This window comes from Campylobacter sp. CFSAN093259, assembly GCF_012889985.1.
GTDB classification, from domain to species: Bacteria; Campylobacterota; Campylobacteria; order Campylobacterales; family Campylobacteraceae; genus Campylobacter_D; species Campylobacter_D jejuni.
This window is the reverse complement of the sequence record NZ_CP040617.1, coordinates 325472-348488: the sequence shown is the minus strand read 5'-3', so window position 1 is coordinate 348488 and position 23017 is coordinate 325472. Positions and strand designations below refer to the sequence as shown.

At 29.7% G+C, this 23017-nt stretch carries 24 protein-coding genes; 11 read left to right on the top strand and 13 right to left on the bottom strand.

The features are described 5' to 3' along the window. The first annotated feature begins 9 nt into the window (after positions 1–9). Together msrP and FBF20_RS01825 are read left to right on the top strand one after the other, a co-directional pair. Positions 10–903, top strand: coding sequence for a protein-methionine-sulfoxide reductase catalytic subunit MsrP (gene msrP, locus FBF20_RS01830; protein ID WP_002858649.1), 894 nt, complete (start codon positions 10–12; stop codon positions 901–903). Then, positions 903–1442, top strand: a complete 540-nt coding sequence (locus FBF20_RS01825) for a sulfite oxidase heme-binding subunit YedZ (RefSeq protein ID WP_002858705.1) — start codon at positions 903–905, stop codon at positions 1440–1442. The genes msrP and FBF20_RS01825 overlap by 1 nt, the downstream gene beginning before the upstream one ends. Here FBF20_RS01825 and FBF20_RS01820 read toward each other — a convergent pair. The 8 genes from FBF20_RS01820 to rpsU form a co-directional block, all read right to left on the bottom strand. Continuing rightward, entirely contained in the window at positions 1439–3151 is a 1713-nt protein-coding gene (locus FBF20_RS01820) for an ATP-binding protein (protein ID WP_002875291.1), read from the bottom strand. The two genes, FBF20_RS01825 and FBF20_RS01820, sit on opposite strands and share 4 nt — an antisense overlap. After that, positions 3151–3975: a hypothetical protein gene (locus tag FBF20_RS01815; RefSeq protein ID WP_002854586.1), complete on the bottom strand. Its 825-nt coding sequence runs from the start codon at positions 3973–3975 to the stop codon at positions 3151–3153. Before FBF20_RS01815 ends, FBF20_RS01820 begins: the two co-directional genes overlap by 1 nt. Positions 3976–3985: 10 nt before the next feature. After that, complete coding sequence (locus FBF20_RS01810) at positions 3986–4462, bottom strand: lipoprotein (protein ID WP_002858715.1); 477 nt, start codon at positions 4460–4462, stop codon at positions 3986–3988. Between the two features lie 8 nt (positions 4463–4470). Beyond that, positions 4471–4962 (bottom strand): YajQ family cyclic di-GMP-binding protein, encoded by a 492-nt coding sequence (locus FBF20_RS01805; protein WP_002858699.1) that lies wholly within the window; start codon positions 4960–4962, stop codon positions 4471–4473. Next, on the bottom strand, positions 4952–5887 hold the full coding sequence (locus FBF20_RS01800) for a D-2-hydroxyacid dehydrogenase (protein WP_002854730.1): 936 nt from the start codon (positions 5885–5887) through the stop codon (positions 4952–4954). Before FBF20_RS01800 ends, FBF20_RS01805 begins: the two co-directional genes overlap by 11 nt. A gap of 2 nt (positions 5888–5889) precedes the next feature. After that, entirely contained in the window at positions 5890–7059 is a 1170-nt protein-coding gene (locus FBF20_RS01795) for a glutathionylspermidine synthase family protein (protein WP_002858689.1), read from the bottom strand. 9 nt (positions 7060–7068) lie between these two features. Next, a complete protein-coding gene (locus FBF20_RS01790) occupies positions 7069–7674 on the bottom strand; it encodes a UPF0323 family lipoprotein (RefSeq protein WP_002854351.1) in 606 nt (201 codons plus the stop codon). Positions 7675–7793: 119 nt separating this feature from the next. Next, positions 7794–8006 (bottom strand): 30S ribosomal protein S21, encoded by a 213-nt coding sequence (rpsU, locus tag FBF20_RS01785; RefSeq protein ID WP_002780697.1) that lies wholly within the window; start codon positions 8004–8006, stop codon positions 7794–7796. A gap of 159 nt (positions 8007–8165) precedes the next feature. Here rpsU and ccoG point away from each other — a divergent pair, with 159 nt between their 5' ends. The 5 genes from ccoG to cmeC all read left to right on the top strand — a co-directional run bounded on the left by ccoG (position 8166) and on the right by cmeC (position 15952). Next, positions 8166–9542, top strand: coding sequence for a cytochrome c oxidase accessory protein CcoG (ccoG, locus tag FBF20_RS01780; RefSeq protein ID WP_002858753.1), 1377 nt, complete (start codon positions 8166–8168; stop codon positions 9540–9542). After that, positions 9529–10161 carry a multidrug efflux system transcriptional regulator CmeR gene (gene cmeR, locus FBF20_RS01775; protein ID WP_002843095.1) on the top strand — a complete coding sequence of 211 codons (633 nt, stop codon included), beginning with the start codon at positions 9529–9531 and terminating at the stop codon, positions 10159–10161. Before ccoG ends, cmeR begins: the two co-directional genes overlap by 14 nt. Before the next feature lie 94 nt (positions 10162–10255). Next, positions 10256–11359 carry a multidrug efflux RND transporter periplasmic adaptor subunit CmeA gene (gene cmeA / locus FBF20_RS01770; protein ID WP_002858646.1) on the top strand — a complete coding sequence of 368 codons (1104 nt, stop codon included), beginning with the start codon at positions 10256–10258 and terminating at the stop codon, positions 11357–11359. Continuing rightward, the gene (gene cmeB, locus FBF20_RS01765) at positions 11359–14481 is read left to right on the top strand and encodes a multidrug efflux RND transporter permease subunit CmeB (protein WP_002872052.1); all 3123 of its coding nucleotides are present in this window, start codon (positions 11359–11361) and stop codon (positions 14479–14481) included. Before cmeA ends, cmeB begins: the two co-directional genes overlap by 1 nt. Next, positions 14474–15952: a multidrug efflux transporter outer membrane subunit CmeC gene (gene cmeC, locus FBF20_RS01760; protein ID WP_168952593.1), complete on the top strand. Its 1479-nt coding sequence runs from the start codon at positions 14474–14476 to the stop codon at positions 15950–15952. The genes cmeB and cmeC overlap by 8 nt, the downstream gene beginning before the upstream one ends. Before the next feature lie 22 nt (positions 15953–15974). Here cmeC and cmeU read toward each other — a convergent pair whose 3' ends face one another. Further along, entirely contained in the window at positions 15975–16226 is a 252-nt protein-coding gene (gene cmeU, locus FBF20_RS01755; RefSeq protein ID WP_002857293.1) for a CmeU family protein, read from the bottom strand. Positions 16227–16354: 128 nt separating this feature from the next. Between cmeU and FBF20_RS01750 the strand changes: the two genes are divergently transcribed. After that, positions 16355–17701, top strand: a complete 1347-nt coding sequence (locus FBF20_RS01750) for a coproporphyrinogen III oxidase family protein (protein ID WP_002851099.1) — start codon at positions 16355–16357, stop codon at positions 17699–17701. On the opposite strand, the gene hemJ is transcribed toward FBF20_RS01750, so the two are convergent. The 4 genes from hemJ to FBF20_RS01730 all read right to left on the bottom strand — a co-directional run bounded on the left by hemJ (position 17698) and on the right by FBF20_RS01730 (position 21053). Then, the gene (gene hemJ / locus FBF20_RS01745) at positions 17698–18150 is read right to left on the bottom strand and encodes a protoporphyrinogen oxidase HemJ (RefSeq protein WP_002854237.1); all 453 of its coding nucleotides are present in this window, start codon (positions 18148–18150) and stop codon (positions 17698–17700) included. The two genes, FBF20_RS01750 and hemJ, sit on opposite strands and share 4 nt — an antisense overlap. Continuing rightward, positions 18134–18604 carry a signal peptidase II gene (gene lspA, locus FBF20_RS01740; protein ID WP_002858678.1) on the bottom strand — a complete coding sequence of 157 codons (471 nt, stop codon included), beginning with the start codon at positions 18602–18604 and terminating at the stop codon, positions 18134–18136. The genes hemJ and lspA overlap by 17 nt, the downstream gene beginning before the upstream one ends. After that, a complete protein-coding gene (glmM, locus tag FBF20_RS01735) occupies positions 18597–19934 on the bottom strand; it encodes a phosphoglucosamine mutase (protein WP_002854369.1) in 1338 nt (445 codons plus the stop codon). The genes lspA and glmM overlap by 8 nt, the downstream gene beginning before the upstream one ends. 93 nt (positions 19935–20027) lie before the next feature. Then, complete coding sequence (locus tag FBF20_RS01730; RefSeq protein ID WP_002854298.1) at positions 20028–21053, bottom strand: cytochrome-c peroxidase; 1026 nt, start codon at positions 21051–21053, stop codon at positions 20028–20030. Positions 21054–21253: 200 nt separating this feature from the next. Here FBF20_RS01730 and plsY point away from each other — a divergent pair, with 200 nt between their 5' ends. The 3 genes from plsY to hsrA all read left to right on the top strand — a co-directional run bounded on the left by plsY (position 21254) and on the right by hsrA (position 22914). Then, positions 21254–21862: a glycerol-3-phosphate 1-O-acyltransferase PlsY gene (gene plsY / locus FBF20_RS01725; protein WP_002854681.1), complete on the top strand. Its 609-nt coding sequence runs from the start codon at positions 21254–21256 to the stop codon at positions 21860–21862. Further along, positions 21847–22164, top strand: coding sequence for a dihydroneopterin aldolase (locus tag FBF20_RS01720; protein ID WP_002854273.1), 318 nt, complete (start codon positions 21847–21849; stop codon positions 22162–22164). The genes plsY and FBF20_RS01720 overlap by 16 nt, the downstream gene beginning before the upstream one ends. Before the next feature lie 78 nt (positions 22165–22242). Continuing rightward, positions 22243–22914 carry a homeostatic response regulator transcription factor HsrA gene (hsrA, locus tag FBF20_RS01715; RefSeq protein WP_002851101.1) on the top strand — a complete coding sequence of 224 codons (672 nt, stop codon included), beginning with the start codon at positions 22243–22245 and terminating at the stop codon, positions 22912–22914. Positions 22915–23017: the final 103 nt, after the last annotated feature.

The window sequence follows — 23017 nt, the reverse complement described above, 5'->3', positions numbered from 1 at the left end:
GGAAAAATTATGCTTATAACACCTGAAAAACTTTATAAACAAAGGAGAAATTTTTTAAAACTTGGAGCGGGTGCTTTAATAAGTTCAAGCGTGCTTGCTTCTAAACTATCTGCTTTAAATTTCACAAGCGATACTAATCCAAACAAACTTGAAATCAGCGATGAAGAACTAGCTACAAATTATGTCAATTTTTATGAATTTTCAACAGATAAAAGAAAGGCTGTATCATTGGCACAAAATTTCAATACTCAAAATTGGAAAATCGATATCAGTGGAGAAATAGAAAAACCTTTAACTTTAAGCATGGAAGATATTTTAAAATTTCCACTAGAAGAGAGAATTTATCGTTTTCGCTGTGTTGAAACTTGGTCTATGGTGGTACCTTGGGTAGGCTTTGAATTGCGTCGTTTGATTGAAATGGCAAAACCTACAAGCGAGGCAAAATTTGTTAAATTCACCACTCTTTTAGATAAGAGTCAATTTCCCGATCAAGACGCTTTATTTCCAACTATAGACTATCCTTATGTAGAAGGACTTCGCATGGATGAAGCTATGCATCCTCTTACCTTGCTTGCAGTAGGAATGTATAAAAAAGCCTTAAAGCCTCAAAATGGCGCTCCAATACGTCTTGTTGTTCCTTGGAAATATGGCTTTAAAAGTATTAAATCTATAGTTAAAATAGAATTTACTAAAGAACAGCCTAAATCCACTTGGGAAAGTTACGCTCCAAGTGAATATGGTTTTTATGCCAATGTCAATCCTAATGTTTCTCATCCTAGATGGTCTCAAGCTAACGAAAGGGCTTTAGGAGACTTCTTTACCAAGCCTACTTTAATGTTTAATGGTTATGAAAAAGAAGTGGCAAGTTTATATAAAAACATGGACTTGAAAGTGAATTTTTAATGCAGACAAAATACTTTAAATTTCTTGCTTATTTTAGCTTTATCATAAGTTTAATCTATGGCTTTTATCATATCATAAAAGCCTTTGATTTTGTAAAAGAAGCCTATATTTACACCGGAATATTTGCTTTAATCTTTTTAAATTTAAGTCTTTTATTTTCTTTACTTAAATTTAAAAAAACAAAAAATTATCCTAAAATTTTAGGTATTTTTGCAGCTTTTTGGGCGATTTTGCACTTTTTAAATTATTTTATTTTTGATAGAAATGCTCAAATTTTAAGGCTTTTTGATGATATTTCACATCGTTTATTAGAAGCAATTGGATTTATCGCATTTTTAATCATATTTTTAATGCTTTTAAGTTCTTTTAAAATCTTTAAAAAACTTAGTAAAATCAGAAAACTGGGATATTTATGCTTAATTTTGGCAAGTTATCATTATTTTTTAACCCCAAAAATTCCTATGTTTTGGGAATGGAGTGCTTTAATTATAGCTTTGTTTTATTTTATAGTTCGCTATACAAAAACATTAAAAAGTTAAAATCCAACAATCTTACTTTTATCAAAACTTGAATTTAATTCTTTTTGTATACTTTCTATAAAATCTTGCATTTTAAAAACCCCATCTTTTGATACAGCTACTTTCAAAGCTGTATTCTTCACCACCATTAAAATTTGTGCTCCACTTAATTCATAATTTGATAAAATATTTATATCAAAATCTTTTTCAAATAATGCTTTTTTAGGTAGAAATTTTTCCCAAATTTTAAGCCTATCTTTAAAATCAGGTTTTTTAAATTCTATCTTATAATCAAATCTTCTTGAAAATGCACTATCTAAGCTTTCTAAAAAATTTGTCGTAGCGATAATCACACCACTAAAACGCTCGATTTGCTCTAAAAATATATTTTGCATTTGATTATGCATTTTATCACTACCACTACTTCCATCTACACGCGTACTTAAAAACTGATCGGCTTCATTGAGAAGTAAAATAGGACTTTGTTTGCAAGTTTGCACGATATTTTTATAAGTATCAAAAATTTTTCTTACATTTTGCTCACTCTCTCCAACCCATTTGCTCAAAATTTTAGAACAGTCAAAACTAAGAACAGATTTTTTCATTGATTTAGCCATAGCTAAAGCTGACATAGTTTTTCCAGTACCAGCAGGACCATAAAAAATAATTTTAGCTTCTATATTTTTATTACTCTTTATACCCCAAGAATGAAGTCTTTCTAGGACTTTTTTATCTTGTTGTTTTAAAATATTTTCTAAAAGCTCTTTTGTATTTTCAGGCATAATAATATCATTGATGTCAGTGCTTGGTTCTATAAGCTCGAAAATATCTTGATCTTTTAAAACACTTTCAATTTTGATTTTTTTACTTTGTTTTGGTTCAAAATTTATAATTCTTTGTAAAATTTCATCAATAATAAAAAAACTTTTAGAAATATCTCCAAAAGCATTTAAATATTCATCACACTCGATTAAGTTTAAAAGAGGAGCATTTTCTTGTAATAATTTTTTGTTTTTATGTCTTTCTAAATCATTTTCACTGATTAAAGAAAGTAAAGAATTCATTTCTCTAGAAATCGAACTTTCATTACTTAAGGCATATTCTTCTTTTAAAAGTGCTAGAAAAATAATTTGTTCTTTATGTTCAAGATTATATTCTTTAAAAATATCAGCCAATACATTATAAAATTTACTTTTTTTTAGTCTTTCTTTGATATGTCTTTCATAAAGTTTAATTTGGTTTTTTATTTCACTATTATAAGCACTTTTTTGTATAAAACTTAATCTTTCATATAATTGAATACGCGCAAATTCATCTTTTAAATATTCTAAATAATCTGCATAAGCCTCTTGTTTCTCAAAGTTTAAACGAGGTTTTGCTTCTAAAAATTCTAAAAAATATTCACTTAGACTAAGCTCACTTTGCAATAAGGCAAGAGTTAATGTTTGAGTTTTATTATTTTCTAAACTTTTAAAAAAACTCGAATTTTGATTTACAAAACCTCTTTCAATAAGTTTTTTTAAATCCTCCAAAGCATCAAGATAAAGATACTTATCATTTCCAAAAATTGTCGATAATAAAGTAAAGGCATTGATAGAAGAAATAGAAACGACATAATTTCTACAAAGCTCCCTAAGAATCAAAGCCTCATTTTTAGCACACTTAAGCTCTTTATAAATTTGAGTATCTTCTATATTTTTCAAAATTAAAAAATTTTTTAATTTTTCCATTATTTTTTAAATTCCTTAAGCTCATCTTCATTAAATTCTACGCAAATATTTTCATCTAAAAAATGACCTTCAAAAGGTAGATAACAAATTTTTAGTTTTCCATTATTAAGCAAAAAATTATTATTAAATTGTAAATTTTGCAGATCTTCAAAACACTCATCACATGTATTTTTAAGCTTCTCATGTAAAAGATTTTGAAATTTTTGATTTTCAGTATTATATAAATCATTTAGTTTTACAAACGCGTGAGCATTAATATCATAAACAAAATTATTCAACTCTAAAATAGCACGACTCATACCATCTTCATAAAAATAATACCATTCTTCAAAACTAATTTTTCCATCTTGTAAAAAAATAGGTTTTTGGCGAATTTGTTCAAAACTAAATACACCCTTATGAACAGGATGAAATTCTTTAAAATCATCATTAAAACCTATAAAATCAAGACTACGCTTTATACGAATGCCATCTTGCGTTTCGACAAGTTCTAAAGTAGTTGTTCCTAAATTTTCTCCTTGAAAATTTTTATTATCATATGTAAGCATTTTAGAAGAATTGATTTTATATTTTTTACGCTCATCTTGCCAAAAATCATTTATCTTAACGAGTGGAATCTCTAAATTTCCATTTATATCATCAACAATTAAAAAACTAGAACTTGTTTGATTTTTATCCCTGTCAAAAAGTGGAGTCATAGGTGCATTATCATAAACTATGGCAAAAATTTCTTTATCCTGTAAATGATAAAAATGCAATTCACCTTTATAAACTTTCGCTAAAGCTAGATTTACAAAGCAAAATACCAGTAAAAAAAATTTCAAACTCTATCCTTCAATTTTGAATATGCGTTAAGATAATTTTAGTATGTGAAATTTTATCAAAAAAACTTACTTTATTATCACAAACTTGATAAAAAATTTCATAATTTTTTGCTTTTAAATTTTGTTCAAAACCACAATCAGTTTTTTCTAAATTTTTACCCTGCCATAAAGGATTTGCCTTTAAAATATCACTTAAAATATCATCATAATATACATTTTTAAAAAATTTTTGATTAAACACTTGTTTATCATAACACACTGCATTGATACAAATTTTATCTTTGATTTTGAGTTCAAAAAAAGCTTGCCCTAGTTTATAAACTTCTAAATTTAAAGCATTATTTTCTTTTTTTAAAAAAGCTGTATCATTGATTTTTATCATAGGGGAAGCAATCAAAACCATCAAGCTTTGACTTGAAAAATTTTGATTTTTCACACTACAAGCACAAAGAAAAAAAACAAAACATAGAGCTAAACAATGTTTCAAATTTGACCTTATTTGAGATTTTTAAAACTAATATTTAACTCTAAATCAAGCTCTTTTACAAGCTTCATCACAGCTTGTAAATCATCGATTTGTTTTGCTGCAACACGAATTTCTTCACCACGAATCGAAGAATTAACTTTAAGCTTGCTATCTTTAATAACTTTATTGATTTTTTTAGCATTTTCACTATCAATAGCATCGTTTGCTTTCAAATTTAAACGAAACATTGCTCCACTTTCACGAGAAAGCTCTTTAATAGCTTTAGGATTAATTCCTCTTTTGATAAGTTTAGAAATCACTATATCTTTTAAAACATCAAGTTTTCCTTCACTAGAAGAACTGAGTTTAAAAATACTCTCTTTTTCGCTTAAATCAATCTCACACTTAATTCCTTTTAAGTCATAACGACTATCAAGTTCTTTTTTAGCTTGTTCAAAAGCATTTTTTAACTCTTGTTTATCTAAAGCTGCTGAAATATCAAAACTATGTTCACTTGCCATTTTCTATCCATTCTTTTAAATTATTATAAACTATATCCATTAAAGCATTTAAAGCCTCCTTGCTCGCCCACGCAACATGAGGAGTGATAATAAGATTTTCTTTATTTTTAATGCTTAAAAGTGGATGATTTTTCATCATAGGTTCAATTTCTAAAACATCAAGCCCTACACGAATATTTTTTTCATCTATGATTTTAGCTAAATCATTTTCATTGACAATCCCACCTCTTCCTACATTAATCAAAATCGCATTATCTTTTAAAAGCTTTAATTCTTCAAAGGCGAGTAAATTTTTGGTTTTTTCATTTAAAGGTGCGTGGATACTTATAATATCGCAAGTTTTTAATAAATCTTTTAATTCCAAATGTACAAAATCTGCGTTTTTATTAGCTCCACTCGTAGAATAATAATAAATTTCGGCTCCAAAAGCCTTTGAAATTTTTGCCACTTCTTTACCTATGGTTCCTAAACCTATAATACCATGTTTTTTACCACTTAAGGTGTTTAAAATTCTACTATAATCTGTAAAAATAGGACTTTCACACCATTTACCCTCTTTGCTCCATTTGTCATAATAAAGCACTTGATTTAAAAAAGCAAACATAAATGCAAAAGTATGTTGCACCACACTCATAGTAGAATACCCAGCAGCATTTTTTACAATAATACCTTTTTCTTTAGCATACTCAATATCGATATTATTAACCCCTGTAGCAGTTTCCAAAATGAGTTTTAAATTTTTACAAGCATCAATCACATCTTTATCAATTACAACCTTGTTTGTCATGGCGACATTAGCATCTTTTAAACGCTCTATGGTTTGCTCTTTATTTGTTGTGGTATAAATTTGCAAAGAACCAAATTTTTCAAAAACACTTAAATCATAATCCCCTAAAGTTGCCGCATCTAAACAAACAATTTTCATTTCTAATCCTTTATAATATGTCCTACAAATTTAGAATAATTATCAAGCACAAGTCCTCCTTTTCTAAATCCTAAGCCACACCCTTCATAAGCAAAGAAAACACCTGCTTGATAGTATTCGTTTTCACATGAATTAAACTCTACATATTCTTGATAAATAGCCTTATTATTCCCATAAGGACCTACATTCTCATGCAAAGTTTTTCCATCTTTAATTATACTGATATTTGCACCTTCTCTACCAAAAACAGGTTTTTTAACATAGTTTTTACCTTCCAAAGGAGTATCTTTTGTTTCTAAAAGTAATGGATGATTTGGATAAAGTTCCCATAGAATTTTTAAAATTCCCTTAGATTGAAATAAAAGCGTATAAGCAGGATTTAAAATAATTGCTCTTTGATTACGCATGATTTGAGTTAAAAGCATAGCAAGTTCACCCTCTTCTATGGCTATATCTTCCCAAGGAATAAGCTTAAACCAATACTCATAATTTTCACCCTCTTTAAAAATTCCTTCTTCACTAAATTCTACCTCATCTACAAAGGAAAAATTAGTTTGAAAACCTGCTTCATTGGCTATATGTGCAAGCAATTTTGTAGTGATTTCCTCTTCTTTACTTCCTGCAACACTTGAAAAAAGAATTTTCCATCCTTGATAATGCTCTTCAAACCCTTCAACACTTTCATCAAGGGTAATAAGTCTTTTAAAATTATCCATCAAACTTTCATAAATGCTGTTAAATTGTGCGCTTTCATCCATTCCATTTTGTTTTAAAAGTGCCCATTGTAAAATCGCACTTTCAAAAAGAGCAGTAGGGGTATCAGCATTAAATTCTATAAGTTTTATAGGCTTGCCATCAAGTCCACCCGCTAAATCAAAACGCCCATATAAATGCCAATGAACCTCATTTTCCCAACTCATCTTAATCGCATCAATAAGATTAAAAGGAATTCCAAGCTCATCAAAACGATCATTATTAATCACTTCTTGCGCTGCAGCAATAAACATATCATAAAGCTCATTTACCGCTTCATAATAAGCATTAGCTTCACTTTCCTTAACACAAACTAACTTATTGCTAATATAATCACTTCCATCTTCATCTGTATGCCAAGAAAAACCTATATTTTCTAAATAATCTTTTTGAAGTTTGTCTACTTGTAATAATTGCATTATTTATCCTTAAGAGCCAAAAGAAGAACTAGAACTTGTGGCTTTAGAGCCTCCACCAAAAAAACCTGATTTTTTAGCACTTGAAGCAGAGCTTGTTGTGCCTGCTTTATTAAAACTATTAACACTCCTTTGATAAGCACTTTGATTTGAAAAAGCACCGCGTTGTTGGTTGGCAAAATTTTGATTATTGAAAAGTTTTGAACCTATCCAACTTCCTAAAATAGCACCTGCAGCACTTGCGAGTAAAGTTTCCCCTAAACTCAATCCCCCACTACTGATTTGTCCATTGTCTTTAGTTAAATTTGAAGTTCCATTATCAATTTTAGCTGCTTCTTCTTTAATCAAAGCATCCATTTCTTCTTTGGATAAAATTCTTTCTGTACCATTAAGATCTTTTAAAACTACCCTTGTTTCATCACTTGGATATTGATCTTTGATTTTATACTGCCCTGGAGCTGTTTCTTCGATAATTACAAAAGCTCCTTGAGCATTAGCCGCTTGATTTAAAGTATCTGCATTGTCATTATTACTTCCACAACCTGCTAAAGCACCTCCAGCAACAGCTGCTAAACCACCTATCATACCAATTTGAATGATTTTTTTGATTTTTTTCATAAGTTTATCCTAAAAACAGAAAATTTAAATTAGAAATTTTAACAAAAAATAATAAATACTTTTTAATTTAATACCAAATGAAGTTTGTAGATATAAAAAAGCCCTTTCGGGCTTTTGGGTTAGAGTCTTGACTCGTAGCGTCTAAGCATATAAAGTCTTTTAAGCATTTTTTTGCGTGCTGAAATTTTTTGTTTTTTGCGAATTTCAGTCATAGGCTCAAAAAATCTTCTTGCTCTTACTTCAGTCACAACTAGATTTCTATCTACTTGTTTTTTGAATTTACGATACGCTTCATCAAAAGACTCGTTAGGATGCACCTTGATTCCTGGCACAGTCCTCACCACCTTTCTGTGTAAATTTTTGTTGTGAAATATAATTATAAAACACTTCTTATTAATTCTAACTTAGAAAGCATTTAAAAATTGTTTTAGTTTTTATCGGTTATAATCCTTAATTACAAAGTGCTAAAAAATTATAATTAAGGTCTAAAAATGCAAGGACACATTACAAACTATACAAAAAAACGATATTTTGTATATTTAATTGCAAGTATTATCATATTTTCCCTACCTTTCATAAGAATTAATGAGAATCATTTTTTTCTTTTAAGTTTTGATCATTCTAAATTAAACCTATTTTTTATTTCTTTTTCAACACAAGAATTTTATCTCATGCCTTTTGTTCTTATATTTCTTTTTTTATTTATTTTTTTTATTACAACTTTAGGTGGAAGAATTTGGTGTGCTTGGAGTTGTCCACAAACGATTTTTAGAGTTATATATAGAGATATCATACAAACTAAATTTCTTAAAATTCGCAAAAATATCAATAACAAACAAAAAGAATATGAGAGGCAATATTTTAAAAAATTTCTTGGAGTGATAATTTTTTATTTTATATCTTTAGTTGCTGTTAGTAATTTACTTTGGTACTTTATTCCTCCTGAAGATTTTTTCAATTATATTCAAAATCCTGGCGAGCATCTACTTTTACTTGGAATTTTATTTTGTGCTAGCTTACTTTTTACTTTGGATATTACCTATTTACAAGAAAAATTTTGTGTTTATGTCTGTCCTTATGCAAGAATACAATCTGTAATGTTCGATCATGATACAATGCAAGTGATCTACGATGAAAAACGCGGGGGCTTGATCTATGATGGACACACCAAACTTCATAAAAAACCGCCTGAGGGAGAATGCATAGGTTGCGAAGCCTGTGTTAGTATCTGTCCAACTCATATTGACATACGCAAAGGAATGCAACTTGAATGTATTAATTGTCTTGAATGTGCCGATGCTTGCTCTAAGGTTCAAAGCAAATTTAATCGTCCAAGTTTGATCAATTGGACAAGTGCAAAAGCTATTGAAACGCGTTCTAAGGTTCATTATTTAAGATTTAGAACGATAGCATATTTTATAGTTCTTTTAATTGCTTTACTGGCTTTAATCATCATGGGAAGCAAAAAAGAAAGCATGCTTTTAAATATCAATCGTAGTAGTGAATTATATAATATTTCAAATGTTAAAGGTGAATTAGTCATTTCAAATGCTTATACCTTTTTGTTTCAAAATACAGATTCTAAACCTCATGAATATTATTTTACAGCAAATTTAGAAGGAATAAATGATGGAATTGAAATCATAAGACCAAACAAACCTTTTAAATTAAAAGCAGGAGAACAAGTCAAAAAAATAGTTGTTATCAGGGCTACAAAAAATTTAGCAAATAATGATAAAAAAGACGTAATCTTTCCTTTACATATAAAAGCTTACGCAAAGGATAATGAAAAAATTTCGGTTTTTAGAAAAAGTATATTTGTATACCCTAAAAGCACTCTTATAAAGGATAAAAATGAACTCAAATAGAACACCATCACAAAAAGTTTTAGCCAGACAAGAAAAAATCAAAGCAGTGGCCTTAGAGCTTTTTTTAACAAAAGGATACCAAGAAACAAGTTTGAGTGATATTATTAAATTATCTGGAGGATCTTATTCTAATATTTATGATGGTTTTAAAAGTAAAGAAGGGCTATTCTTTGAAATTTTAGATGACATATGTAAAAAACACTTTCATCTTATTTATTCCAAAACACAAGAAATTGAAAATGGCACTTTAAAAGAAATTTTAACTTCTTTTGGTTTAGCTTTTATAGAAATTTTCAATCAACCAGAAGCTGTAGCTTTTGGTAAAATTATCTATTCTCAAGTTTATGACAAAGATAGACATCTTGCCAATTGGATAGAAAATAATCAACAAAATTTTTCCTATAACATACTTATGGGTTTTTTCAAGCAACAAAATAATTCTTATATGAAAAAAAATGCAGAAAAACTTGCTGTTCTTTTTTGCACTATGTTAAAAGAACCTTATCATCATCTTAATGTTTTAATTAACGCTCCTTTGAAAAATAAAAAAGAACAAAAAGAACATGTTGAATTTGTTGTAAATGTTTTTCTAAATGGAATCAATAGCTCCAAAGCTTAAAAAATAATTTTATTAACCAAAATTAAGATATAATTAGCCAAAAATTTTTGTAATAAAAATTACAATTTTTAATTTAATTTTTCAAGGCAAAACCATGAAATTATTTCAAAAAAATACTATTTTAGCTTTAGGTGTTGTGCTTTTACTCACTGCTTGCAGCAAAGAAGAAGCACCAAAAATACAAATGCCGCCTCAACCTGTAACAACCATGAGTGCTAAATCTGAAGATTTACCACTTAGTTTTACTTACCCTGCTAAACTTGTCAGTGATTATGATGTCATTATAAAGCCTCAAGTTAGTGGCGTAATAGAAAATAAACTTTTTAAAGCTGGAGATAAAGTAAAAAAAGGACAAACATTATTTATTATAGAACAAGACAAATTTAAAGCTAGTGTTGATTCGGCTTACGGACAAGCTTTGATGGCTAAGGCAACTTTCGAAAATGCAAGCAAGGATTTTAATCGTTCTAAAGCTCTTTTTAGTAAAAGTGCAATCTCTCAAAAGGAATACGACTCTTCTCTTGCTACATTTAACAATTCAAAAGCTAGTCTAGCAAGTGCTAGAGCACAGCTTGCAAATGCAAGAATTGATCTAGATCATACCGAAATAAAAGCTCCTTTTGATGGTACTATAGGAGATGCTTTAGTTAATATAGGAGATTATGTAAGTGCTTCAACAACTGAACTAGTTAGAGTTACAAATTTAAATCCTATTTACGCAGATTTCTTTATTTCAGATACAGATAAACTAAATTTAGTCCGCAATACTCAAAATGGAAAATGGGATTTAGACAGCATTCATGCAAATTTAAATCTTAATGGAGAAACCGTTCAAGGCAAACTTTATTTTATTGATTCTGTTATAGATGCTAATAGTGGAACAGTAAAAGCCAAAGCTATATTTGACAACAACAACTCAACACTTTTACCAGGTGCTTTTGCAACAATTACTTCAGAAGGTTTTATACAAAAAAATGGCTTTAAAGTGCCTCAAATAGCTGTTAAACAAAATCAAAATGATGTTTATGTTCTTCTTGTTAAAAATGGAAAAGTAGAAAAATCTTCTGTACATATAAGCTACCAAAACAATGAATATGCCATTATTGACAAAGGATTACAAAATGGCGATAAAATCATTTTAGATAACTTTAAAAAAATTCAAGTTGGTAGCGAAGTTAAAGAAATTGGAGCACAATAATGTTTTCTAAATTTTTTATCGAAAGACCTGTTTTTGCTTCAGTTGTTGCAATTATCATTTCTTTAGCTGGAGCTATAGGTCTTACAAATTTACCTATAGAACAATATCCTTCTTTAACCCCTCCTACAGTTAAAGTAAGTGCAACTTACACAGGAGCTGATGCACAAACCATTGCTTCAACAGTTGCAAGTCCTATCGAAGATGCAATCAATGGCGCAGATAATATGATTTACATGGATTCAACTTCAAGTTCTTCAGGAACTATGAGTTTGACTGTTTATTTTGATATCGGTACAGATCCTGATCAAGCCACCATAGATGTTAATAATAGAATTTCAGCCGCAACTGCAAAAATGCCAGATGCAGTTAAAAAACTTGGAGTAACAGTTAGAAAAACTTCCTCAACAACACTTGCTGCAATTTCTATGTATTCAAGTGATGGCTCAATGAGTGCAGTAGATGTATATAACTATATCACTTTAAATGTTTTAGATGAGTTAAAAAGGGTTCCAGGAGTTGGAGATGCAAACGCTATAGGAAATCGTAATTATTCTTTAAGAATTTGGCTCAAGCCTGATTTATTAAATAAATTTGGAATCACAGCTACTGATGTAATTTCTGCGGTTAATGACCAAAATGCCCAATACGCAACTGGTAAAATTGGCGAAGAACCTGTAACCCAAAAATCCCCTTATGTTTATTCAATCACTATGCAAGGAAGACTACAAAATCCTAGTGAATTTGAAAACATTATTTTAAGAACAAATAATGATGGATCATTTTTAAGACTTAAAGATGTAGCTGATGTGGAAATAGGATCACAACAATACAGCTCACAAGGACGATTAAATGGCAATGATGCAGTTCCAATTATGATCAATCTTCAATCAGGGGCAAACGCATTGCATACAGCAGAACTTGTTCAAGCTAAAATGCAAGAACTTTCAAAAAATTTTCCAAAAGGTTTAACATATAAAATTCCTTACGATACAACAAAATTTGTAATAGAATCAATCAAAGAAGTTGTTAAAACTTTTGTTGAAGCTCTAATTTTAGTTATCATTGTTATGTATATGTTCTTAAAGAATTTCCGTGCAACACTTATTCCTATGATAGCTGTACCTGTTTCATTGTTAGGAACTTTTGCTGGACTTTATGTTTTAGGTTTTAGTATTAACTTGCTTACGCTTTTTGCTTTAATTTTAGCCATAGGGATCGTTGTAGATGATGCGATTATAGTTGTAGAAAATATTGATAGGATTTTACATGAAAATGAGCAAATAAGCGTAAAAGATGCTGCTATCCAAGCGATGCAAGAAGTTAGCTCTCCGGTTATTTCAATTGTTCTTGTGCTTTGTGCTGTTTTTGTACCAGTTTCTTTTATATCAGGTTTTGTTGGAGAAATTCAAAGACAATTTGCTCTTACCTTAGCTATATCTGTAACCATATCAGGTTTTGTTGCTCTTACCTTAACACCTTCTTTATGTGCACTCTTTTTGCGACGTAATGAAGGAGAGCCATTTAAATTTGTAAAGAAATTTAATGATTTTTTTGATTGGAGTACCTCTGTATTTAGCGCAGGAGTAGCATATATTCTAAAAAGAACCATTCGTTTTGTTTTAATTTTTTGTATTATGCTTGGGGCAATTTTTTATCTCTATAAAGCTGTACCAAGCTCTTTAGTTCCTGAAGAAGATCAAGGTTTGATGATTGGCATTATCAACCTTCCTTCGGCTTCAGCACTCCATAGAACAATCTCAGAAGTTGATCACATAAGCCAAGAAGTTTTAAAAACTAATGGAGTTAAAGATGCAATGGCTATGATAGGATTTGATCTTTTTACAAGTTCACTCAAAGAAAATGCCGCTGCAATGTTTATAGGCTTGAAAGATTGGAAAGATAGAAATGTGAGTGCTGATGAAATCGCCATGGAGCTTAATAAAAAATTTGCTTTTGATCGCAATGCTTCAAGTATATTTATAGGCCTACCTCCTATACCTGGATTAAGTATCACAGGCGGTTTTGAAATGTATGTTCAAAACAAAAGCGGAAAAAGCTATGATGAAATACAAAAAGATGTAAATAAACTTGTTGCTGTGGCCAACCAAAGAAAAGAGCTATCAAGAGTAAGAACAACCCTTGATACAACTTTCCCTCAATACAAGCTTATAATTGATAGAGATAAATTAAAACACTACAATCTTAACATGCAAGATGTTTTTAACACGATGAATGCAACTATAGGCACTTATTATGTTAATGATTTTTCTATGCTAGGTAAAAACTTCCAAGTAAATATCCGCGCAAAAGGTGATTTTAGAAATACACAAGATGCATTAAAAAATATTTTTGTAAGATCAAATGATGGAAAAATGATACCACTTGATTCTTTCTTAACTTTACAAAGAAGTTCAGGGCCTGATGATGTAAAACGATTCAACCTTTTCCCAGCGGCACAAGTTCAAGGTCAACCCGCACCAGGTTATACTTCAGGTCAAGCTATAGAAGCGATTGCTCAAGTAGCAAAAGAAACTTTAGGGGATGATTATTCCATAGCTTGGAGTGGATCAGCTTATCAAGAAGTTTCTAGTAAAGGAACAGCAAGTTATGCTTTTGCTTTAGGTATGATATTTGTCTTTTTAATTCTAGCTGCCCAATATGAAAGATGGCTTATACCTTTAGCAGTTGTAACAGCTGTACCTTTTGCGGTATTTGGATCATTTTTATTGGTATATTTAAGGGGATTTAGCAATGACATATATTTTCAAACAGGACTTTTGCTCTTGATTGGACTTTCAGCTAAAAATGCTATCTTAATCGTAGAATTTGCAATGGAAGAGCGCTTTAAAAAAGGCAAAGGAGTTTTTGAAGCAGCTGTTGCAGCAGCAAAACTTCGTTTTCGTCCTATCATAATGACTTCTTTGGCATTTACTTTTGGGGTCTTGCCAATGATTTTCGCAACAGGAGCAGGAAGTGCTTCAAGACACTCTTTAGGAACAGGGCTTATTGGTGGAATGATCGCAGCATCAACTTTAGCGATATTCTTTGTGCCTTTATTTTTCTATCTTTTAGAAAATTTTAATGAATGGCTAGATAAAAAAAGAGGTAAGGTTCATGAATAAAATAATTTCAATTAGTGCTATAGCAAGTTTTACTCTTTTGATTTCAGCTTGCTCTTTAAGTCCAAATTTAAATATTCCCGAAGCAAACTATAGCATTGATAATAAGCTTGGAGCCTTATCTTGGGAAAAAGAAAACAATAGCTCTATCACAAAAAATTGGTGGAAAGACTTTGATGATGAAAATTTAAATAAAGTGGTTGATTTAGCACTTAAAAATAATAATGATTTAAAACTTGCTTTCATACACATGGAACAAGCTGCTGCTCAATTAGGTATAGATTTTAGCAGTTTGTTGCCAAAATTTGATGGTAGCGCAAGCGGAAGTCGTGCAAAAACAGCTATAAATGCTCCAAGCAATCGAACTGGGGAAGTAAGTTACGGTAATGATTTTAAAATGGGACTTAATTTAAGCTATGAAATCGATCTTTGGGGAAAATATCGCGATACATATCGCGCCTCAAAATCAGGCTTTAAAGCAAGTGAGTATGATTATGAAACTGCAAGACTTTCTGTTATTTCAAATACAGTTCAAACTTATTTTAATCTTGTAAATGCTTATGAAAATGAAAATGCTCTTAAAGAAGCCTATAAATCTGCAAAAGAAATTTATAGGATTAATGATGAAAAATTTCAAGTTGGTGCTGTAGGTGAATATGAACTTGCTCAAGCAAGAGCCAACTTAGAAAGTATGGCTTTGCAATATAATGAAGCAAAGTTAAATAAAGAAAATTACCTTAAAGCTTTAAAAATTTTAACTTCAAATGATTTAAATGACATACTTTACAAAAATCAAAGCTATCAAGTTTTTAATCTTAAAGAATTTGACATTCCAACTGGAATTTCAAGTACCATCTTGCTTCAACGTCCAGATATTGGCTCTTCTTTAGAAAAATTAACTCAGCAAAATTATCTTGTTGGAGTAGCTCGCACGGCTTTCTTACCTAGCCTTTCTTTAACAGGATTATTGGGATTTGAAAGCGGGGATTTAGATACCTTGGTTAAAGGAGGTTCTAAGACTTGGAATATAGGTGGAAACTTTACTCTGCCTATTTTTCATTGGGGTGAAATTTACCAAAATGTAAATTTAGCCAAGCTTAATAAAGATGAAGCTTTTGTAAATTATCAAAATACTTTGATTACTGCTTTTGGAGAAATTCGCTATGCTTTAGTAGCTAGAAAAACTATACGCTTACAATACGATAATGCACAAGCAAGCGAACAATCTTACAAAAGAATCTATGAAATTGCTAAAGAACGCTATGATATAGGAGAAATGTCTTTGCAAGATTATTTAGAGGCACGTCAAAATTGGCTTAATGCTGCCGTTGCTTTTAATAATACTAAATATTCTTATGCCAATTCCATAGTAGATGTAATCAAAGCATTTGGTGGAGGATTTGAGCAAAGTGAAGATACGAGTAAAAATATAAAAGAAGAATCAAAAAATTTAGATATGTCTTTTAGAGAATAGTTTGTTCTATTCTCTAAATAAATTAAAAATCTTTGTCTAAATCTGCATCTGTAATTTCATAAGCCTTGTAAATAGCAGGCAATAATTTTCTTATAGCATAATCAAAATGATAAAATTGCTTATATACCTCTTCTGGATTTAAATTTTTAGCATTCTTAAAATCAAATACTTCAGTATTATTGATTTTGGCAATATTTTCATCAAAATAAGAGTAAAACTCTGCTCTTTGTTTAAACAAAGCATTTAAATTTTGAACAATTTTGGCTTTATCCATTTTTATATCCTTTTTAAATAATTTAAAAACTTAATCCCATTTTTTATTTAAGAAATAAAAAATTTACTCCTATTTTAGCTAAAAATTGATAAAGTTATGACTTAAATATTTTAATATATAGGCCACTTATGAATTTATTTCAAAATTTAGCTTTAAAATACTCTCATACTATGATGGAAAAATCCCTCCAAAAAGGTTTCAATGTCGAACTTTTAAAACAACCCGAAGAAAAAATTCCAAAACAAGACAAAAGCTATATGCTTTATGCCCATGTACCTTTTTGCCATACTTTTTGTCCTTATTGTAGCTTTCATAAATATTATTATGATGAAAATTTAGCCAAAGTATATTTTCAAAATCTTAGAGAAGAAATTAAAATCATGAAAAATAAAGGTTTTGATTTTACCTCCATGTATGTGGGTGGTGGTACAACACTGATTGATGAAGAGGAATTATTAAAAACCTTAGAACTTTGTAAAAAGTTATTTAATATAAAAGAAATTTCATGCGAAAGCGATCCAAATCATATTGATCCAAATAAGCTTTCTATGTTTAAAGGTATAATTGATCGTTTAAGTTGCGGGATTCAAAGTTTTGATGATGAAACTTTGAAAAAAGTGGCAAGATATAATAAATTTGGTTCATCTAAAGAACTTCAAGAAAAAATTTCAAAAGCTTTAGGAATTTTACCTATTTTTAGTATAGATCTTATTTTCAATCTTCCAGGACAAAACGAAAAACAACTTTTAAATGACTTAGAAATTGCTAAAAATTTAGCCCCGCAACAAATCACAACCTATCCTTTAATGAAATCAAATCTTACCAAAGATAATATCGCTAAAAGTCTAGGAGTGAGCATTAAAGATAATGAATTTACTTATTATCAAATCATACGAGAATTTTTTAAAGACTATACCCAAAACAATGGTTGGAGTTTTTCTTTAGAAAAAAACAAGCTTAATGACGAATATGTCAGTTCTCATCATGAATACCTAGGAGTAGGCAGCGGGGCTTTTAGCTTTTTAGATGGGGAGCTTTTAATCAATGCATTTAATCTAAATGATTATGCTAAATTTATACAAGAAAAACAAAATGCTAATATAGCCAAAGCTTGTTTTGATAAAAAAGAAATTATCAAATATGTCTTTTTAACTGAAATTTTTTCAGGGAAAATAGAAATTGATAAATTTAATAAAACTCTAAATTGCAATCTCGAAAAAGAACTTTTCATAGAACTTTTAGGACTTAAAACAAGTGGTGCCATCATAAAAGATCAAAATGCTTTAATCGCAACTGAATTTGGTCAATATCTTTTTGTGGTTTTAATGAAAGATTTTTACACAGGAATGGATCTTGTGCGCGCAGTATTTAGAGATGATAAGCGTCTTAAAAATAAAGATTATATCGATATCATGAAAGAAAATATTGATCCGCTTAACTCCGCTAGTATGGAATTTAAAGCGGAGACAAACTAAAAGGGACGAACAACCATCATTAAAGCGATGATAATAAACATTATAGTTGGAAATTCATTATAAATTCTAAAATATTTTCCACTTTTAGTAGAAGTATCATTTGCTAAAGCTTTTAAACAATAATAATTATGTATATGAAAAATAATCAAAAGTGTAACACAGGTAAGTTTAACATGCATAAAACCCGCACCTACCATTAAAACTTCCTTATGAGCATGCAACATTAAACTTCCTGTGATTAAAGTCACAATCATTGCAGGAGTTTGTATATAATAATAAAGCTTTCTTTCTTGAATTTTTACAACCTCGACAAAACCTTTATTGTCTTTATGTTCAGCATGATACACAAAAAGACGAGGTAAATAAAAAAGACCCGCCATCCAAGAAACAAATGCCAAATAATGCACCCATTTAATCCAAAAATAATAATCATTAATCCATTCTGTCATCTTTTTTCCTTTTTTTAAATATTTCTTGTATTAAAATCAAAGCCACACTTATATTTATCATGACATCTGCAACATTAAAAATAGCAAAATTAAACCATTTATGCCAAAAAAACATATCCACTACACCTCCATGTATAAAACGATCCAATAAATTTGAAACGCCGGCACCAAGCATCATTCCAAAAGCTATGCTATGAGTTTTTAAAAGTGTTCTTTGCCAAAAAAGATAAATAAAAAGCACGCCAATTAAAGCAAGATGTAAATATTTTAAATTATGTTCTAAAAAACTCAACATTGAAAAAGCTACGCCTGTATTTAGAGCATAAGTTAAATCTAGGTATTCACTCTGCCATCTAAATCCTGCTAAAGTTAAGGATTTTACCCATTGATCAAGGGCAAAAACCAAAACAAAGGCACCCCAAAAATAAAAAATAAATTTAAAAGTTTTAGCCATTTAAAGCTTTCTTAAAAAACTCCACAACATTTTTCATTTCTTTTTCTAAGAGCTTAATATCTCTGGCTTCTAGTAAAAGTCTTATCAAATTTTCTGTTCCAGAATAGCGAAATAAGGTATTAATATTTTTATTTTCTAAATCTTTTTTTAATTCTTTTAAACCTTTAATTTTATCTAAATCTTTTTTTTCTGCAATTTTAAGATTGATTAAAAGCTGAGGATAAGGTTTAACTTGACCCAAAATAGAACTTGCAGATTTTTTCTTAGAAAGCATTAAAGCACTAAATTGCAAGGCAGCTATCAAACCATCTCCAGTTTTTGCATAATCGCTAAAAATAATATGCCCACTTTGTTCTCCACCAAAATTTCCACCATTGGCTTTTAGTTTTTCAAGCACATATTTATCGCCAACATTACAAGTATCAAGTTCTATACCATGTTTATTTAAAAACTCTTTTAAAGCACCATTACTCATTATAGTAGCCACAACACTTGATTGTAATTTACCTTGTTCTTTAAGATAAAGTGCCAATACACCCAATAAACTATCCCCATTAGCCACTTCGCCTTTTTCATCTACAACCACCAAACGATCTGCATCACCATCAAAAGCAAAGCCCACATCTGCACGCAAACGCTTTACCTCAGCAGCTAAGTTTACAGGATGCAAAGCTCCACAATTTTCATTGATATTAAGTCCATTAGGTTTATCACTCATTACTATAACTTCAGCGCCTAATTCCTTAAAAACAGTAGGTGCTACCTTATAAGCTGCCCCATGAGCCACATCTAAAACAACACGCAAAGACTTTAAAGTAAGATCTTTTGGAAAAGAATTTTTAATAGAAACAATATATCTTCCTATAACATCATCAATTCTTTTTGCTTGACCAATTTTTTCCATATCTACCTTAGAGGCTTGTATAAGCTTATCATCAAAATAAATTTCTTCTATTTTTTTCTCTATATCTTCACTGAGTTTATTTCCATGAGCATCAAAAAATTTAATACCGTTATCATAATAAGGATTGTGAGAAGCTGAAATCATAATCCCTGCGTCACAACGCATATCTTCAGTTAAGAATGCAATCGCAGGAGTTGGCATAGGACCAATTTGTATAACATTATATCCTATAGAAGTAAGCCCTGAAACAATAGCATTTTCTATCATATAGCCACTTCTTCTTGTATCTTTTCCTACTAAGATATTATTAGTAATACTTTTATCTTTAAAATAAATACCCGCAGCCATTGCTAAACGCATAGCCAAAAAACTATCTAAAAATTCACCCGCTTTTCCACGAACTCCATCAGTTCCAAAAAGTCTCATTGCAAACCTTTCTAGCAAAATTTAAAGACAATTATAACAAAGCTAAGATAAAGAAATTTAAACAAGCTCTAAAAATAGAGCTTGTTTGGAACCTTATAGTTCAGGTTTAGGAGTTTTTTCAGTAGAAATAGGAAGTTGTGGATAAACAATTGCTGGTTTTGTTCCTGTTAAGGATTTTAAGAAAGTTTCAATACTTTTTGCTTCTTTATCAGAAATTTTAATGCCAAGTTGCACACTACCCATTTCCTTAATAGCATCTTTTAGATTCCAAATAGCGCCATTATGAAAATATGGAGCAGTTTCAGCAACATTTCTTAAAGTTGGAGTTTTTACCATGCCATTTGCATCACCTTTAAAATCACCTAAATTTGCAAATTTATATTTACCAGCAACTTCAAACGCTTGCATATTGCCACCTAAATTCACACCATTATGACAAGCTACACAACCCTTGTCTATAAAAAGCTTTAAGCCTTTTTGCTCTTCTTTTGTTAAAGCTTTTTCATCGCCTTCTAAAAATTTATCAAAACGAGATGGAGTGATCAAGGTTCTTTCAAAATTTGCAATTGCATCAGCAATATTGTCAAAATTTACACCACTTTTACCATAGATTTTTTTAAACTCACTCACATATTCAGGCAATGATGAAATTTTTTCTACTGCGAGTTTAGCAGGAGTTGCCATTTCAGGATCAGCTTGGATTGGACCTTTAGCTTGATCGGCTAATGTTCCTGCACGACCATCCCAAAATTGAGTATTATTTAAAACCGCATTATAAACTGTTGGTGAATTTAAATGATGGGGATTTGCTGTCCATTTATGACCTATTGCAGTACTAACCCCATCTGTTCCACCAAGTCCTACATTGTGACAGGTATTACAAGAAATGATACCACTTTTTGAAAGGCGTGGTTCAAAATAAAGCTTTTTGCCAAGCTCTGCTTTTTCAAGAGTAAATTCACTAGCCTTTACTCCATTTTGTTTTAAAATTTCATCAACACCTTTTTGATCTTTTGGCAAGGCAACAAGACCTGAATTTTTAGCTTCATCTATAAGACTTGCAGCATTTAAGCTTGAAAAAGCAACTAAGGATGCGATTAGCAATGCTTTTACTTTCATTTATAAACTCCTATTAAAGATAAATTAAAATAAAATAATAATTATTTAGAGCTTAAATAAAGATAAATATTATTAAAAAATATTTACAATTAATTAATACTATTTTTATCCTATAAAAATTATTTTTGTTTATTTATTTTCATAAGATATAATTTTTAGTTATAAATCTTAAAATTTTAAGATGATTTGAAAAGGATATTATGGAAAATTTAATAATTTACGCTTTTATATATCTTTTAGGTTCAATCCCTTTTGGGCTAATCCTAGCTAAATTTTTTGCTAAAACTGATATCAAAAAAGAAGGTTCAAAAAGTATAGGAGCAACCAATGTTTTAAGAGTAGTAAAAGAAAAAAATCCCAAACTAGCAAAAAAACTTGCCATTGCTACAATAATTTTAGATTTTGCAAAAGCAGCTATTCCTTTATTAACCTTGAAATTTCTTCATTATGATCAAGCTTTGCTTTGGAGCGTGGCAGTTTTGGCTATTTTGGGACACTGTTTTTCAATTTACTTGTTATTTGAAGGAGGGAAAGGCATAGCAACAGGAGCAGGTGCTATGATAGTTTTGCTTCCATTGGAAGTGCTTACAGCATTTATTGTATGGGTAGTTATAGGAAAAATTTTTAAAATATCTTCGTTAGCTTCTTTAGCAGCGTTACTTGCTTTTGTTGTAAGTTCTTTTATATTTAATTATGACTTAGAAATTCATACACATGCACCCGTTTTCATTATCGCTTTTATTATAGTATATAAACATCTACCTAATATTAAAAGATTGATTTTTAAAGAAGAATGCAAAGTCATATAAAAATAAAATTTCACTTTAAGTGTATCATTGGTATATTAGATTTCGAAAGAAGGAAAAAACAAAAAATTATTATCAAGCTTAAAGCTAAAGCAAATGAATTTTTAAATTATGCAGAAGTAATTACCAAAATTAAAACATGGTATAAAAAAGAAGAATTTTACACCCTTGAAGAGTCTTTAGACTTTGTAAGCTTAAATTTAAAAAAAGATTTTCCTAATTTAACCAATCTTAACATAAAAATTTTCAAACCCCATATAATAAAAAATGCTACAGTTGGGGTTAAATTGAAAAAAAAATATTAATTTTTTTTTAAAGATATCTAAACATTTACTTAAGCTATGATATAATTCTTTAAATTTTTCTTAATAAGGATAGAACAAATGAGAATTTTAGTTATAGAAGATGAGATTAGCCTAAATAAAACAATTATAGACAATCTTAATGAATTTGGTTATCAAACTGATTCTTCTGAAAATTTTAAAGATGGAGAATACTTTATCGGCATTAGACATTATGATTTAGTTTTAGCAAACTGGACTTTACCTGATGGAGATGGAGCGGAACTTGTTAACACTATTAAGCATAAATCTCCAAGAACTTCAGTTATGATTATGTCTTCAAAAACAGACAAAGAAACAGAAATCAAAGCTTTGAAAGCTGGAGCTGATGATTTTGTTACAAAACCTTTAGATTTTGATATTCTACTCGCAAGAATTGAAGCAAGACTAAGACTTGGCGGAACCAATGTTATTAAAATTGAAGACTTAGTTATTGATCCAGATGAGGAAAAAATTACTTATAAAGATCAAGATATAGAACTTAAAGGAAAACCTTTTGAAGTTTTAACGCACTTAGCAAGACATTCGGATCAAATTGTATCCAAAGAACAACTTTTAGATGCCATCTGGGAAGAACCTGAGCTAGTAACTCCAAATGTTATCGAAGTAGCTATCAATCAAATTCGTCAAAAAATGGATAAACCATTAAATATATCTACCATAGAAACAGTTCGTCGTAGAGGATACCGTTTCTGCTTCCCTAAAAAATCTTAACAATTTTGCACCTTCGGTGCAAAAAATTTATCTTTATTTCTATTTTTATATTTTATTTAAGTTTGGTTATTGTATAAACTAAAATTATTTTTTAAATTTTTGA

Bases quoted from the DNA above. Each gene is read 5' to 3' on its own strand.
- msrP (WP_002858649.1), top strand. From the start codon at position 10: ATGCTTATAACACCTGAAAAACTTTATAAACAAAGGAGAAATTTTTTA.
- FBF20_RS01825 (WP_002858705.1), top strand. From the start codon at position 903: ATGCAGACAAAATACTTTAAATTTCTTGCTTATTTTAGCTTTATCATA.
- FBF20_RS01820 (WP_002875291.1), bottom strand. From the start codon at position 3,151: ATGGAAAAATTAAAAAATTTTTTAATTTTGAAAAATATAGAAGATACT.
- FBF20_RS01805 (WP_002858699.1), bottom strand. From the start codon at position 4,962: ATGGCAAGTGAACATAGTTTTGATATTTCAGCAGCTTTAGATAAACAA.
- FBF20_RS01800 (WP_002854730.1), bottom strand. From the start codon at position 5,887: ATGAAAATTGTTTGTTTAGATGCGGCAACTTTAGGGGATTATGATTTA.
- FBF20_RS01795 (WP_002858689.1), bottom strand. From the start codon at position 7,059: ATGCAATTATTACAAGTAGACAAACTTCAAAAAGATTATTTAGAAAAT.
- FBF20_RS01790 (WP_002854351.1), bottom strand. From the start codon at position 7,674: ATGAAAAAAATCAAAAAAATCATTCAAATTGGTATGATAGGTGGTTTA.
- ccoG (WP_002858753.1), top strand. From the start codon at position 8,166: ATGCAAGGACACATTACAAACTATACAAAAAAACGATATTTTGTATAT.
- cmeR (WP_002843095.1), top strand. From the start codon at position 9,529: ATGAACTCAAATAGAACACCATCACAAAAAGTTTTAGCCAGACAAGAA.
- cmeA (WP_002858646.1), top strand. From the start codon at position 10,256: ATGAAATTATTTCAAAAAAATACTATTTTAGCTTTAGGTGTTGTGCTT.
- cmeB (WP_002872052.1), top strand. From the start codon at position 11,359: ATGTTTTCTAAATTTTTTATCGAAAGACCTGTTTTTGCTTCAGTTGTT.
- cmeC (WP_168952593.1), top strand. From the start codon at position 14,474: ATGAATAAAATAATTTCAATTAGTGCTATAGCAAGTTTTACTCTTTTG.
- cmeU (WP_002857293.1), bottom strand. From the start codon at position 16,226: ATGGATAAAGCCAAAATTGTTCAAAATTTAAATGCTTTGTTTAAACAA.
- FBF20_RS01750 (WP_002851099.1), top strand. From the start codon at position 16,355: ATGAATTTATTTCAAAATTTAGCTTTAAAATACTCTCATACTATGATG.
- hemJ (WP_002854237.1), bottom strand. From the start codon at position 18,150: ATGACAGAATGGATTAATGATTATTATTTTTGGATTAAATGGGTGCAT.
- lspA (WP_002858678.1), bottom strand. From the start codon at position 18,604: ATGGCTAAAACTTTTAAATTTATTTTTTATTTTTGGGGTGCCTTTGTT.
- glmM (WP_002854369.1), bottom strand. From the start codon at position 19,934: ATGAGACTTTTTGGAACTGATGGAGTTCGTGGAAAAGCGGGTGAATTT.
- FBF20_RS01730 (WP_002854298.1), bottom strand. From the start codon at position 21,053: ATGAAAGTAAAAGCATTGCTAATCGCATCCTTAGTTGCTTTTTCAAGC.
- plsY (WP_002854681.1), top strand. From the start codon at position 21,254: ATGGAAAATTTAATAATTTACGCTTTTATATATCTTTTAGGTTCAATC.
- FBF20_RS01720 (WP_002854273.1), top strand. From the start codon at position 21,847: ATGCAAAGTCATATAAAAATAAAATTTCACTTTAAGTGTATCATTGGT.
- hsrA (WP_002851101.1), top strand. From the start codon at position 22,243: ATGAGAATTTTAGTTATAGAAGATGAGATTAGCCTAAATAAAACAATT.